Genomic DNA, 14,269 nt, shown 5'->3' with positions numbered 1-14,269 from the left:
TTTTTCTTTAGCTTAGAAGCTTAGAAGGGTTGCCATCTCAGTTTGGAGGCTTGGGTATAGCGCTCTGCAACCTCTGGCCAGTTAACGACATGCCACCAATCTTCAATGTATTTGTTGCGTTCGGCCTGATGCTTTAAGTAATATGCATGTTCCCATACATCTAGCGCTAGCAGCGGAATGGACTCCCATTGAGTCAGATTCTGGTGCTTTTCGGCCTGCAAAATTTCAAGTCGTCCCGCGCGTGGACTCCATACCAGGATAGCCCAGCCGCCACCCTCGACCTTTTCGGCTGCTGAACTGAATTGCTTTTTGAATGCATCGTAGCTGCCAAAATCCTTTTTAATCTGTTCAGCCAGCGGTCCGCTTGGGTTTCCACCACCTTGTGGACTCATGATCGTCCAAAAAAGAGTATGCAGATAATGGCCTGCGCCGTTGAATGCCAGTTCCCGTTCCCAATGCTTTACGAGGTCAAAATCACCTGTTTTTCGAGCTTCTTCCAGCTTCTTTTCCGCTTTATTCAGGTCATTCACATAGCTCAAATGATGCTTGTTATGGTGAATACGCATTGTTTTCTCATCAATATACGGTTCAAGCGCATTATAGGGGTAAGGGAGCGGCGGTAGCCGATGTCCCCCAATAGGAACCGACCGGCCGATTGTGGTTTTTTCCGTTGCCGAAGGTTGCGCCTGGCTGGACTTGACGCCTTTAGTCGTCCATGCGCCTTCTCCCCTTATGTCTGCCTGCCGTTCTCGAAGTTCTTCCTCTGGGTAATTCTCACCCTCTGTAGCTACATGATACAACCTAGCAGCCCTTGCGATGGAGCCAGGTTCCTGAAAGGGGGTTGTCGAGATCAGGAAATATTGGCTTTCATGTGCCGCGTGTAATACAACTCCGGCGGATTTTGGTTGCTGACGCAATGCATGACTGTGCTCGCTTAGCAGCCCGAGCTGCCGTACATACTCCTGTGACTGACGGTTTGCGGTTTGCAGCAAATCGTCCAGTCGACGATTTAATTCTTGTGAGTCAAGCTGAGAGTTTGAGGCTGACTCTGACAATGGCATTTTTACAGATGATGATGTGTCTAATCCCCTTGACTGTTTAGAATGTTCAGTGAATTCGTGTGTATGTGCTTGTGGAGCAGCTGACATCTGTTTCCATTCCTGATGCCACGCCTGATCTGCCGGATCGAGTGCGCTCCGTTGCTCTTCAAGCAACTCTATGGCGGTGCGTTCCGTCTGTTCGAATACAGTCCGCCAATCATCCAGCAGCCGTACATAAGTAGGCTCCAGTCCCTCGGTAGCGGATTTAATCACTTCCACATGCCAACTTTCCTGCTGCTTCCAATGCCGAATTTCCTCCAGCACACGTAAGGGCAGGAAAGACCCATAAGTACTCAGCATCGTATTTTACCTCCCGTATCCCACTATGGCTATCCGGCCGATCTGGCAGATCTGCCCTGGATGCATACGTACCCAGTATATTCACTGTCTCATCGGAAATATGTCTATGAACTCCCTTAATCCGGTCACATCTGTTAGGTAAAACAATGAATACCCATGGAACACGAAAAAGAAGCCCAGCTACGGCACGGGTTAAGTGTCCATAGACAGGCTTCTTCAAGGGGAAGAATAGAATATAGTTCTTCGAAAAATAATTTTTTACTTCGTATTCGTTTGTTTGTGGGCATCAGCGGTGGTTTTCTTGTCCTCCAGCTCCTGTACACTGCTTAGAAACGTCGATACCCGTCGCAAATATTCACGCGGGTGCTCTCTGAAAATAAGCTCATGTATCCCGTTTTTAACAATCCATACACTGGAAAGCGGGTTGGTTTGATTGGCAGCGAGCTTTTCCGCAATAGGATAAGGAGCTTTTTCATCCTGTGTACCATGCACAAACATGATCGGGAACGGGTAGTTTTCCTTTTTAACCTCCTGATATGGAATCTGATGCAAGCTGGTGCCGTTCAAAATTGGAAACAGCAACTCCAGAATTTCCAAAGACGGATGTCTTGGCAGATTAATTTGATTGTGAATGTTATGGTACAGCGTATCCGGTTCCAGCAGGAAGGTGCTGTCCAAAATCATTGCGTCCACATCTTTGGTTTGCAAGCCCGCCTGAAGAGCGGTGCCTGCTCCCATGGAGAAGCCCCATACGATAATCTCCGATGAGCCGCGTTGCTTCGCAAGCTGAATTGCTCCGAGGAGCTGTTGGGATTCTGCTTTGCCTCCGGTTGCGACTGCTTTGCTGTTTTGTGACGCAAATCCATAATCGAACATGACCACATTAAAGTTCAAACTGTGGGCATAATGCGCCAGATCATACATGGGAATCCAGCTTTCTTCGCGGTTAGCCCCATAACCATGGCTGAAAATAATCGTTTTCCGCGATTGATCCGCCGGGATATACCAGCCTTGTACCATGCGGCTACCATCCTTGGCAGGGAAGCTAACTTCCTCATAAGGCATGCTTTTGGCCTGCATCGGATTAGAGTACAGCGGTGCAACGGTGGGATTCGTAAGTACCCATGCGATGTAAGCATGCAAGGCAATAAAACAAAACAACAGAAAAAAGACGACCGACAGCAGCAGAGCAATCACAACGTGCTTGAACCGCAGCAGACGGGGATTAAAGAGTGGGGTGGACGGCTCCTGAACAGCGGTCTGTAGCTGAGCGTTGCGCTGGGATGTCGAAATCATGTAAGAGCCTCCTTATATAAAATTGATCTTCGTTTCATAGAATTTAGGTATAATTCCACTTGAAAATAGTAGTGTAGATCCGTATAGATACCTATTATCGTATGATGGGGATTATCCAAAGTCAACGCCTGAACCGGAAAAGTAAAAATGATGCAAAGAATTGTCGATGTTTGTTCTCGTTCTGTAATATGGTTGTCACAAAAACATCGGTTTACAGTAGCCGCGACTATTCTATATAATTTATGTAACCATGTTTCATAGTGTGAAACGAATATGGATACAAGAGGAGCGGTTCACGATGGAAGACCGTAAATTAACCGTTCGCGCTGTAGAGCGTGCACTTGATATACTGCTGTGTTTTACCGCAAATTCGGATCTTGGCCTGACGGAGATTGCCTCCAAAATTGGTCTACATAAAAGCACGGTTCATCGGCTGCTGACTACGTTGGAGGATCGGGGCTTTGTCGTTCGGAATGCCGAAACGGAAAAATATCGACTTGGCTTCCGTATTTGGGAGCTATCCACGCATTTGTCCCAAAGTGACGAGCCGGCGGTGTTGTTACAACCTGCAATGGAAGGACTACGTGACCGTCTGGGCGAGACGGTCAGCTTGTACTTACGGGACGGCAGCATGCGTATTCGCATACAAGCCGTGCAGAGCAATCAGGCGATCCGCAGGGTTGCGCCTGTAGGTGCGCGTATGCCGCTGGCTGTAGGGGCCTCCAGCAAGGTGCTGGCGGCCTTTATGCCGCCGCAGGAGCTGGAAGCCCTGCTAAGCGGGGATGAATGGCCGCCCTCAGTAGACCCGGAGGTCTATAAAGCTCAGCTGCAGGACATTCGCGAGAAGGGCTATGCGACCAGCTATGAAGAACGGGAGCCAGGGGCTGCTGCTGTGGCAGCGCCAATTGTGAACCGGAAGGGACAGGTCACTGCGGCTTTATCTGTATCTGGCCCGGTCAGTCGACTTGCACCCGAGACGCTACATGACTTTGCTCCGATTTTGATCGAAGCGGCGAAGGAAATGGGGCTTATGCTTCCGTAATAAGAATGAACACAGTTGAAGCAAGCAGAGTGATTTGATGGAGAACGTCTCCTTGGTAAAGGGAACCTAAAAGGGTTGCCAAAGCCATAAATTTGAAGTAGTCTGGTAAGGAAGGCGGGATGTCTGTTATATCCGCCTCATGTGAATAAAGTATCACAGTTACTGGGGGAGCCTGTAATGCCGGGCTGAGATGGAATCGTGCAAGATTCCGGACCCTTTGCACCTGATCTGGATCATACCAGCGTAGGGAAGTAATCGGCCATTGAAATGTATACGCGGCTGCTGTCTACGGTGACGCATTGGAATATCATTATTCCACATGCGTACTGTCTGGATAGCTGCCTCGTTAGATTAGCCGGTTCCCTGGGGAACCGGCTTTTTTGCATAGATCAGCGCCACCCTGGGAATGGTTCCGGATCGGTGTGTCATTTCATCGAAACGGGAGGAATGGACAATGAAGCCGACAGAAGCAGAAGGAACAAAAGGAACAGAATTGAAATCAGCAGAAGTAAGATTGGTAGGAACAAAAGAAGTTGAGGTAGAGAAGACAAACGGGGAGCAAGCCAGTGGGGTAACGCCCTTTCCAGGAAGCCGTAAGGTATATATTCAAGGCTCGCGGCCGGACATTGCCGTGCCAGAGCGCGAAATTGCTCTTCATCCTACACATACGCCGCAGGGCACGGAGCATCATGAGCCATTGCGTGTATATGATACAAGCGGTCCCATGACCGACGAAGCCTATCAGGTCGATATCCGTCAGGGCCTGCCTCCATTCCGGCGAGCTTGGGCCCTGGAACGGGGCGATGTGGAGGCTTACGAGGGACGCGCCGTCAAGCCGGAGGATAATGGACTGAAACCTGGCTCCAAACGGGAGACAGTGGAATTTCCCGGCGTGACCAACCGTCCGCTTCGTGCTTCGCAAGGGCGTACAGTGACGCAAATGCATTATGCGCGGCAAGGGATCATTACGCCCGAAATGGAATTTGCGGCGATCCGCGAAGGGGTGGAGCCTGAGTTTGTACGGCAGGAATTGGCGGCTGGACGAGCCATTTTGCCTTCGAATATCAATCACCCGGAAAGTGAGCCAATGGTCATTGGGCGTCATTTTCACGTGAAGATCAATGCGAACATTGGTAATTCTGCGGTTACCTCCTCCATCGAGGAGGAAGTGGAGAAAATGACTTGGGCTGTGCGTTGGGGCTCGGATACGGTTATGGACCTGTCCACAGGCCGTAATATCCATACAACACGTGAATGGATCATTCGGAATTCTCCTGTACCGATTGGGACTGTGCCGCTGTATCAGGCACTTGAAAAGGTAAACGGTGAAGCAGAAGCGCTGACGTGGGAGTTGTATCGCGATACGCTGATTGAGCAGGCGGAGCAGGGAGTGGACTACTTTACAATTCATGCGGGTGTATTGCTGCGGTATATTCCGATGACGGCGAATAGAATGACGGGAATTGTGTCCCGGGGTGGGTCAATCATGGCAGCCTGGTGCCTTGCGCACCATCAGGAGAATTTTTTGTATACACATTTTGAAGAAATTTGCGAAATTATGAAAGCCTATGATGTGGCCTTTTCTCTCGGGGATGGTCTACGTCCGGGTAGTATCTATGATGCGAATGATGAAGCACAGTTTGCAGAGCTGGAAACGTTGGGCGAGCTAACGCAAATCGCATGGAAGCATGATGTTCAGGTCATGATTGAAGGGCCGGGACATGTCCCTATGCATAAAATCAAAGAGAATGTGGATTTACAAATGGAGATTTGTAAGGAGGCTCCTTTCTATACCTTGGGACCGCTCACGACGGATATTGCCCCCGGATATGATCATATTACCTCAGCCATCGGGGCGGCGATGATCGGTTGGTTCGGGACGTCCATGCTGTGCTATGTTACGCCCAAGGAGCATTTGGGTCTGCCCAATAAGGATGATGTCCGTGAGGGTGTCATTACCTACAAAATTGCGGCACATGCTGCCGATCTGGCGAAGGGGCATCCACGAGCGCAGCAGCGGGATGATGCTTTGTCCAAGGCGCGCTTTGAGTTCCGCTGGCGGGATCAGTTCAATCTGTCGCTTGATCCCGAGCGTGCCTTATCCTACCATGATGAAACGCTACCGGCAGAGGGCGCCAAGGAAGCACATTTTTGCTCGATGTGCGGCCCTAAATTTTGTAGTATGCGTATCACTCAGGACATTCGCGCCTATGCAGCGGATAAGGGGCTGGACACTCAAGAAGCAGTAGCCGCGGGGATGCGCGAGAAGGCAGAGCAGTATCGGGATGGAGGTCAGTAAAACGAACGTGGGAGTTTAGGGACAAATGAATTAAAAAAGCCGTGGTTCTCTACAGTCGATGTAGGAAACTACGGCTTTTTAGCTTATGTAAAGCGGATCATGCAACCGGATAAACGGCGCCTTATTTTTTACCCATTTTTTCATTTAAAATATCCTGAAAGCTGAGCTTCTTCTCCGAGCTATCTTCTTTCTTCTGCATACTCACCGCGTTGGCACGTTGGTATTGGTGGTGAAAGGGCATCAGGGTGTGGACGGTTAAGTTCATTGTATTCATGTAGGTCATTCCTCCAATTCCATATTGTCAAATTCAGATTGAGTTGCTTAGGACGTCTGTATAGGACTATTTGTATGTACTTGATGTCGTAATGCTATGTAGGTTGCTTGGTAATGTTTCAATCATTATACCCACATTTTTTCAAAGTAAAACGCTTTTGACATAAAACAGGAAGATGGTCATATGTGTCCAAAATGTTGATTAGGAGGATGGTCGTTTTAGAGGAAAATGTGCCTAGGTCTAAAACAAGGGCTAGAGGCCCGTTTTCTTAGTTTAGCAGTCGGGATTGTGTTATTTTGTCGAATAACCTTGTAAAAGGACAATTTTGCGGAATCCAAGTCAGGATTGAGGCAGTCTGGTGGCGAATTAAAGTGTCAAAGTTGTATTGACTTTATGTTTGGTAGTAGATACCATGAACTGGTTGTCAGCGTATTTTGACAACAAGAGTCAGCCAATCCATCTGGCGATTCATCCTTTGAAATGTTAGAGAAAGGATTAGAGCATATATGAAAAAAAGTATTGCAGATATTGCATTTATTATTCTGGGTGCATTTTTTTTCGCACTAGCTGTTAATCTGTTTGTGATTCCGAATGAGTTTGGGGAGGGGGGCGTTACTGGCGTCACGATCATCCTGTACTACCTGTTTCAGTGGTCTCCCTCGATCGTCAATCTGGTGATTAATGGCTTGCTGTTGATTGTCGGATATAAATTTTTGGACAAGAGAACGACCCTGTACACTATAATTGCGGTCGCCTTTAACTCGCTGTTTTTACATTTAACGGTCAACTGGCGGATTGATTCGCATGAACCGACGATTAATGCTGTATTTGCCGGAGTTTTGGTGGGGGTCGGCATTGGCTTAATCGTACGGGTAGGTGGCACAACGGCAGGAACGGTCATTTTAGCCCGGATTGCCAACAAGTATCTGGATTGGAATATCAGCTATGGCCTGCTGTTTTTTGATTTGATTGTCGCGTTCTCTTCTTATTTTATTATTGGTCCAGAAAAATTGATGCTAACTATCGTTATTTTGTACGTTGGTACGAAGGTGATGGACTTCATGATCGAAGGACTGAACCCGAAAAAAGCAGTCATGATCATTTCGGAGCACCAAGATAAAATTGCCGAGATGGTCATTACGAAAATGGATCGTGGAGTTACCGTGCTGTCAGGCCACGGATATTACACTAAAAATCCAAAAGAAGTGCTGTATATCGTCATTAGTAAACAAGAGGTGTCAGCGCTTAAAAAGATAGTGAAAGCCATCGACACAGCAGCGTTTATCACCATTCATGACGTGCGAGACGTGTTCGGAGAGGGTTTTCTGGATATTTCGAAGTAACTCGCATGCGCGAAGGTAAGGTTATAAGAGAACATAGTTGGAAGTCGGTCCTGAGGGATCGGCTTTTTGTTTTTGTGATGTTTCTTCCATTTTTGGTATTGGAAAATATGCATAATAAAGAGAAATCACTCAATTCCTGTTATACGGAGGGTTTGGCGGGATGAAAAATAAGGGTAATTATGACGTAAGTTTCCTTGGCTGCTTTCGAATGAAAGCGCTTGGAAGAAAACGCATCGTATCTCTGCTTATATTTGGATAGCCTTTGGCTTAATCGGGATCGCTATAGGATTAGGACAAGAAGTTAATGTGTATATGGTGCTCGTTTCTTGTTTGCCGACGATGATTAGTTTTATTACTTCTCTCTTTCTAAGCCATAGGTATAAAAATATAGACTGCTGATATCTGTATAATGCAGATCGATTTAGCATATTAGGGGGATTTCTATGAGAAGTAAATTAAATTTTTCTAATGTATTGTCTTTTCTTATTTCTGTTTTGCCTTTCATTATCTACCTTTTCATGTATCCGAGAATGCCTAGGAATGTAGCAATCCACTACAATTTCAATGATGTGGCTGACCGTTTTGTTGACAAATCCTCCCCTGAGGTATGGTTGTTGTGTGGAATTAGCCTCATATCTTTTATAATTATGCTAACGCTTCAACCCTATCTCAGTCGTCAGTTCAAGAGCGAAGAAGGCTCTGTAATCATGGAAAGCCTGCCTGGTCTCTTCACACTCCTTATAACCCTAGTGTTCTCAGTTCTCGGCATATGTTTCCTTTTAAAAGCTTAAAGCATATAAAAAATCCCCTCTCAATTCGCAGTTTCCACTGCATTTGGAGGGGATTTCGTTATTTATACGCTCTTTACTCTTGAATCATCTGACGCAATACGGTTTGCAGAATACCACCGTTGTGGTAGTAGTCGATATCGACAGTGCTGTCCAGACGGGCAATGACCGGGAATTCGAACTTCGTGCCATCCTCGCGTTTAGCCACAACCGTAAGCTCTTGACCAGGCTTCACGTCATTGTTAATGCCGAGGATGTCAAAGGTTTCGCGGCCATTGAGGCCCAAGCTGGACCAGCCATAACCCTCCTGGAATTGCAGAGGCAATACACCCATGCCGACCAGGTTACTGCGGTGAATCCGCTCGAAGCTTTCGGCAATGACAGCCTTAACGCCCAGCAGAAGCGTACCTTTGGCCGCCCAGTCACGAGAGCTGCCTGTGCCGTATTCCTTACCAGCAATGACGATCAGGTTCTGATCGGCTGCCTGATATTTCATGGATGCATCATAGATGGACATTTCCTCATCCGTTGGCAAGTATTTGGTCACGCCGCCCTCGGTGCCTGGAGCCACATTGTTGCGGATACGGATGTTGGCGAATGTACCGCGCATCATGACCTCGTGGTTACCGCGACGTGAGCCGTAGGAGTTGAAGTCCTTGCGTTCCACGCCATGCTCCTTCAAATACAGTCCTGCGGGGCTGGAAGGGGCAATGTTGCCTGCTGGTGAGATATGGTCCGTCGTGACCGAATCATTCAACAGGGCAAGCACACGGGCATTACGGATTTCCTTGATATCTTGTACGCCATCCTGAAGTCCTTCAAAGAACGGCGGGTTTTGAATATAAGTTGAGTTTTCATCCCATTCATACAATTCGCCTTCAGGAACCGGAATGGAGTTCCATTTTTCGTTGGCAGTAAATACATTTTCGTATTTGCGACGGAACATATCCGGGCTGAGAGACAGGCTGATGGCTTCCTTGATTTCCTCGGAAGTGGGCCAGATGTCTTTCAGGTAGACTGGTTGATTGTCCTGATCGTAACCGAGAGGATCATTCACCAAATCAATGTTCACTGTGCCTGCCAGCGCATAAGCGACAACCAGTGGCGGTGAGCCGAGATAGTTGGCTTTGACCTGCGCATGCACACGGCCTTCAAAGTTCCGGTTGCCGGAAATAACTGCGCCAACCGTCAAATCATTGTCTGTGATGGCTTGACTCACTTCGTCAGGAAGTGGGCCGGAGTTACCAATACAGGTTGCGCAGCCGTAGCCAGCTACATGGAAGCCGAGGGCTTCGAGCGGTCCGATTAATCCGGCTTTTTGCAGGTATTCCGTCACGACGAGGGAGCCTGGTGTCAAGCTTGTTTTAACATAGCCTGGCTTTTTGAGCCCGCGCTGTACTGCTTTTTTGGCCAGCAAGCCCGCACCGAGCATAACGCTTGGATTGGAGGTATTCGTGCAGCTTGTGATCGCCGCAATAACGACTGCTCCTGTACCCAACTCGCTGGTGGAGCCGTCCGGATGGGTCAGCGGAATCTTCTGTGCGATTTTTTCATCGCTCAGTCCATAGCCGCCTTTGTCCACCGGGGTACGGATAATGCCTTCAAACGTTTCTTTCATGCGGCTAAGCTCAACACGGTCCTGCGGACGTTTGGGTCCGGCGAGACTCGGTACTACCGAAGCCAGATCAAGCTCAATCGTATCGCTGAACACAGGGTCCGGTGTATCGGATGTGCGGAACATGCCTTGGGCTTTGTAATATTCCTCTACGAGGCTTACTTGCTCATCAGAACGTCCGGTGCTGCGCAGGTAGGCTAGCGTTTCCGCATCGACCGGGAAGAAGCCAATCGTTGCGCCGTATTCCGGTGCCATGTTGGCAACTGTCGCACGGTCAGCCAAGCTGATGTTTGCCAGACCAGGCCCGTAAAATTCCACGAATTTGCCGACTACGCCTTTTTTACGCAGCATTTGCGTAACAGTGAGCGCCAGATCGGTGGCAGTAGAGCCTTCCGACAGGCTGCCTGTCAGTTTGAAGCCGATCACATCGGGAGTGACAAAATACAGCGGCTGCCCCAGCATACCCGCCTCTGCTTCAATCCCGCCGACACCCCAGCCTACAACACCCAGCCCGTTAATCATCGTGGTATGGGAGTCTGTTCCTACGAGGGAATCTGGAAAGACGACCGTTTCACCGTCAATGGTTTTGGTAGCGGCAACGGAGGCGAGATACTCCAGATTGACCTGATGGACGATACCGGTGGATGGCGGAACGGCCCGGAAGTTGTTGAACGCCGTTTGCGCCCAACGCAGAAAACGGTAACGCTCCTCGTTGCGTTCAAACTCTACATTAATATTGTAATCCAGCGCATCACGGGTACCGAAAGCATCGACCATGACCGAGTGGTCGATAACGAGATCGACGGGAACGAGCGGATTGATTTGCTTCGGGTCCCCGCCTGCTTTTTTCACCGTATCACGCATAGCTGCCAAATCGACAACCACCGGGACACCGGTAAAATCCTGTAGCACGATGCGTGCAGGAATGAACGGAATCTCCTTGTTGGTGTCCCGATCCTCAGCCCAGCCTGTCAGCTGTTGCACATGTTCTTCTGTAATGGCGCGACCGTCAAACTGTCGAACCGCGGCTTCCAGCAATACTTTAATGGAGAAAGGCAGCTTGGCGATACCGCCTTTTCCTTGTTCCTCCAGTGCCTTAAGACTGTAGTAGCGATAAGGCTTCCCGTTAACTTCCAGACTACGGGCGATGGAGAATTGATCTTTTCCTGACATAAGTATTACCTCCTTGAAGTGGATGCTTGGGGGAAAATAGGGATGTCGTTTTTTCGACGTCTTGCACAGTTGGTTTAAATTGGTTGCGTTCTCAATTACATCTTCAGTGGTTCATAACGTGTTAGAGGTTGAGATGAATGTAATTTGTTTCATTAGATGAAACATGATTTCAAAATGATTGCTTTTGGATTAAGTATACCGTTTTCAGACGGTTCCGTAAAGTTTTTTTGGCCTAAATGATGCGTTGCAGATTGGAAAATAAAACGTTCCGCTCCCTCGCGTTTCGATGTTCATACCAAGCTTTAGAGATTCATACTTATAGATAGAGAGCATTTCAGACCAGAGAGGCAAGAAAGGAAGTTATACATCATTCCGGTTATCCCCGGAAAAGGATAGCGGGACGAATATGGAGGGATTGGGATGGGGGAGCGGGAATGGAAACAGGCCCTTTTTGCTTACGTGAATCAATACAATCGCAGTGAAGTGAATGGTGTACCGCAGCCGGATGAGTATCTGGAGGTGGGTCAGCGGATGGAACGAGCAGCACGTGCGGCCAGATTGGAGCAGTGGTACAACGAACGGGATGCTGTTCCCCTACGCAGCGAGACACGCGCCAAGCCGCTACGAATCGTGCAGGATACCCCGGATGAGGCTGTGGTAGATGTACAACTGCATGTCCGACTCTTTTATGAGAAGGGTGGGATGACTCACCGGGAGGATCGGATTGAACGGGAGCGTCTGACGTTCACACGCGAGGGTGAAGCCTGGCAGGTAGCGAGAATTGAGCGCGATCCGGCAGAAAGGAAGCCAGCGGGAGGAGAGGTTCCATTTGAACAGGCTTCGTTTAATCAAGGAGGAAATCTGCCGCTGCTGAATCGCGGTGTGCTGGGCTTCGGCTCATCAGCACGTCCCAGCCGATATCGCCGCGAAGAAGCAGCGGCCTATGCAGATCAGTGGTGGGATAGCTTCAATCCGGAGTTTGAAGGTTTTGATGTGGATTGCACCAATTATATCTCGCAATGCCTCTTTGCAGGGGGAGCACCGATCCACTATACTGGTAAAAGAGAATCGGGCTGGTGGTATAAAGGACGGGTCGCCGGAAATGAGCTGTGGAGCTACAGTTGGGCAGTTTCCAACAGTCTGGAGCGGTATTTGGGCTCCAGCTCATGGGGGTTAACTGCTGAGCAGGTGAGTCGCCCAGAGCAGCTCATGCTGGGGGATGTCATTTTTTACGATTGGGATGGTGACGGAACCTTCCAGCACAGCACGGTGGTCACGGCCTTTGATGCGGGCGGCATGCCGCTAGTCAATGCACATACGGTAAGCTCCAGACATCGTTATTGGGACTATAAAAATTCGTATGCGTGGACGGACAACACGGTATATCGCTTTTATCACATCGCCGACTATTTTTAAATGAGATGGTGGATAACAGGTACAGTGATGCAAATCAGTCACAATGACGAAAGCAGGAAAGCGGAGGATAGGCATGGCAAATCAAAAATTGACCGTAGGGCTAGTGTACGGTGGCAAATCGGGCGAACATGAGGTTTCGCTGCAAACGGCGTATGCGGTAATGAACGCTTTTAACTATGAGAAATACGAGATTATTCCTTTTTATATTACGAAGGCTGGCGATTGGCGTAGAGGGGCGCTATTAAGCGCTCCTCTGGCTTCTGTAGAGCAATTGAAGCTGGAACGCGCAGAGGGCGGCACCAAGGCGGCATTAGATACATTGTTCGGCAAGCTGTACGGAGAGCAGACGCTGGATGTGCTGTTTCCGTTGCTACACGGTACCTTTGGCGAGGACGGAACGATTCAGGGTCTGTTCGAAATGGCGGATATGCCCTATGTCGGTGCAGGAGTGCTGGCTTCAGCAGCAGGTATGGATAAAGGCGTCATGAAGAAGCTGTTTGAGCATGCAGGATTGCCGCAAGTGAAATACTGTTATTTTAATAGTACACAGTGGGCCCAAACCAGTCATGATCTGGTACGTAACATGGAAACCGAGCTAGGTTATCCTTGCTTTGTCAAACCGGCCAATCTGGGATCAAGTGTCGGTATTTCCAAAGCCAGTAACCGAGAAGAGCTGGAAAAGGCTGTAGATCTGGCTTTGCAATTTGACCTAAAGGTGATTGTCGAGGAGTACGTCGATGCCCGTGAGATTGAGGTCAGCGTACTTGGCAATGATGAGCCGATTGCCTCGGTACCGGGTGAAATTGTATCGTCGAGTGATTATTACGATTACGCTGCCAAATATACGGATGGCCAATCGGAAATGCTCATTCCGGCACCGTTGGATGAGGAAGTGGCAGATCGTATTCGTGAAGCCGCATTGCAAGCATTCCGTGCTCTGGAAGGCTGCGGGATTTCCCGTGCCGATTTCTTCGTCAGACGCTCGGACGGACATATCCTTATTAATGAAGTGAATACGATGCCTGGCTTTACACCGTTCAGTATGTATCCATTGCTGTGGAGAGAAACTGGCGTATCCTATGCAAGTCTGCTGGATCGCATGATTGCTCTTGCATTGGAGCGTTATGAGCGCAGGTCGGCACTGCACTACGAGAACTCATAAACGAAACAAAGGGGAGCTGATCACTCTCCTTTTTGTTCATATATATGGCATATCTTTGAGCACTGCACTAAACCCTTAATGATGAAAGGTGGCGGTTACACATGGGCTTTCAAACTGAATTTAACTCCGTGTGCAAATTCAAGAGCGAGCAAGAACTATACGAACTACTGGAATACGGACGTGGCAAAATGGTTAAATCCGGGCTGCGCGTGTTTCCGACAGGCCAGAAGGTCATCGCTTACAGCGTGGACAACGTGGCAGTAGCCATCGTGCAGATTATGGGCTGTATCGCCGAAATTAATTTCCAAGGCGATGAAGTGACCGAAGTTGAAATGATCCTCATTCGTAAGCTGAATGAAGAGGAATCAAGAATTCAGACCGCATTGGCGGATGAAATGTTTTTTGGAGCACAGCAGCAATCCTAGCTGTTTTCTTATTGCAATTTGTGCGATAACACCGAA

Annotated in this window: 12 protein-coding genes and 1 riboswitch; of the genes, 8 read left to right on the top strand and 4 right to left on the bottom strand. The window is 48.7% G+C overall.

Annotated elements, in window-relative coordinates:
- Window positions 1-20: 20 nt before the first annotated feature.
- Both NLX78_RS18550 and NLX78_RS18545 read right to left on the bottom strand, forming a co-directional pair.
- Window positions 21-1,400, bottom strand: coding sequence for a Fe-Mn family superoxide dismutase (locus NLX78_RS18550; RefSeq protein ID WP_254351214.1), 1,380 nt, complete (start codon window positions 1,398-1,400; stop codon window positions 21-23).
- Between the two features lie 258 nt (window positions 1,401-1,658).
- Window positions 1,659-2,696 carry an alpha/beta hydrolase gene (locus NLX78_RS18545; protein ID WP_235307240.1) on the bottom strand — a complete coding sequence of 346 codons (1,038 nt, stop codon included), beginning with the start codon at window positions 2,694-2,696 and terminating at the stop codon, window positions 1,659-1,661.
- 298 nt (window positions 2,697-2,994) lie between these two features.
- On the opposite strand from NLX78_RS18545, the gene NLX78_RS18540 reads away from it, so the two are divergent.
- Together NLX78_RS18540 and thiC are read left to right on the top strand one after the other, a co-directional pair.
- Window positions 2,995-3,738, top strand: coding sequence for an IclR family transcriptional regulator (locus NLX78_RS18540; protein ID WP_061831535.1), 744 nt, complete (start codon window positions 2,995-2,997; stop codon window positions 3,736-3,738).
- Between the two features lie 154 nt (window positions 3,739-3,892).
- Window positions 3,893-4,005, top strand: a riboswitch (TPP riboswitch).
- A 187-nt stretch (window positions 4,006-4,192) separates the two neighbouring features.
- The gene (gene thiC / locus NLX78_RS18535; RefSeq protein ID WP_254351213.1) at window positions 4,193-6,037 is read left to right on the top strand and encodes a phosphomethylpyrimidine synthase ThiC; all 1,845 of its coding nucleotides are present in this window, start codon (window positions 4,193-4,195) and stop codon (window positions 6,035-6,037) included.
- 121 nt (window positions 6,038-6,158) lie between these two features.
- Here thiC and NLX78_RS18530 read toward each other — a convergent pair whose 3' ends face one another.
- Entirely contained in the window at window positions 6,159-6,311 is a 153-nt protein-coding gene (locus tag NLX78_RS18530; protein ID WP_010348453.1) for a hypothetical protein, read from the bottom strand.
- 506 nt (window positions 6,312-6,817) lie between these two features.
- Between NLX78_RS18530 and NLX78_RS18525 the strand changes: the two genes are divergently transcribed.
- The 3 genes from NLX78_RS18525 to NLX78_RS18515 all read left to right on the top strand — a co-directional run bounded on the left by NLX78_RS18525 (window position 6,818) and on the right by NLX78_RS18515 (window position 8,445).
- Window positions 6,818-7,654, top strand: a complete 837-nt coding sequence (locus tag NLX78_RS18525) for a YitT family protein (RefSeq protein WP_023987004.1) — start codon at window positions 6,818-6,820, stop codon at window positions 7,652-7,654.
- A gap of 198 nt (window positions 7,655-7,852) precedes the next feature.
- Window positions 7,853-8,053: an SdpI family protein gene (locus NLX78_RS18520; RefSeq protein WP_302057438.1), complete on the top strand. Its 201-nt coding sequence runs from the start codon at window positions 7,853-7,855 to the stop codon at window positions 8,051-8,053.
- Between the two features lie 44 nt (window positions 8,054-8,097).
- Complete coding sequence (locus NLX78_RS18515) at window positions 8,098-8,445, top strand: DUF1648 domain-containing protein (protein WP_061831537.1); 348 nt, start codon at window positions 8,098-8,100, stop codon at window positions 8,443-8,445.
- A gap of 73 nt (window positions 8,446-8,518) precedes the next feature.
- Here the strand turns inward: NLX78_RS18515 and acnA are convergent, their stop codons facing one another.
- Entirely contained in the window at window positions 8,519-11,230 is a 2,712-nt protein-coding gene (gene acnA, locus NLX78_RS18510) for an aconitate hydratase AcnA (protein WP_254351212.1), read from the bottom strand.
- A gap of 420 nt (window positions 11,231-11,650) precedes the next feature.
- On the opposite strand from acnA, the gene NLX78_RS18505 reads away from it, so the two are divergent.
- The 3 genes from NLX78_RS18505 (at window position 11,651) to NLX78_RS18495 (ending at window position 14,233) form a co-directional block, all read left to right on the top strand.
- Complete coding sequence (locus tag NLX78_RS18505; RefSeq protein WP_254351211.1) at window positions 11,651-12,646, top strand: amidase domain-containing protein; 996 nt, start codon at window positions 11,651-11,653, stop codon at window positions 12,644-12,646.
- A 73-nt stretch (window positions 12,647-12,719) separates the two neighbouring features.
- Window positions 12,720-13,808 (top strand): D-alanine--D-alanine ligase, encoded by a 1,089-nt coding sequence (locus NLX78_RS18500; RefSeq protein WP_039270664.1) that lies wholly within the window; start codon window positions 12,720-12,722, stop codon window positions 13,806-13,808.
- Between the two features lie 101 nt (window positions 13,809-13,909).
- The gene (locus NLX78_RS18495) at window positions 13,910-14,233 is read left to right on the top strand and encodes a hypothetical protein (RefSeq protein ID WP_254351210.1); all 324 of its coding nucleotides are present in this window, start codon (window positions 13,910-13,912) and stop codon (window positions 14,231-14,233) included.
- The last annotated feature ends 36 nt before the right edge of the window (window positions 14,234-14,269 follow it).

It is taken from the genome of Paenibacillus sp. Lou8.1 (assembly GCF_024213565.1).
In the GTDB taxonomy this organism is placed as follows: domain Bacteria; phylum Bacillota; class Bacilli; order Paenibacillales; family Paenibacillaceae; genus Paenibacillus; species Paenibacillus polymyxa_B.
This window is presented reverse-complemented; position numbering and strand designations above follow the sequence as displayed.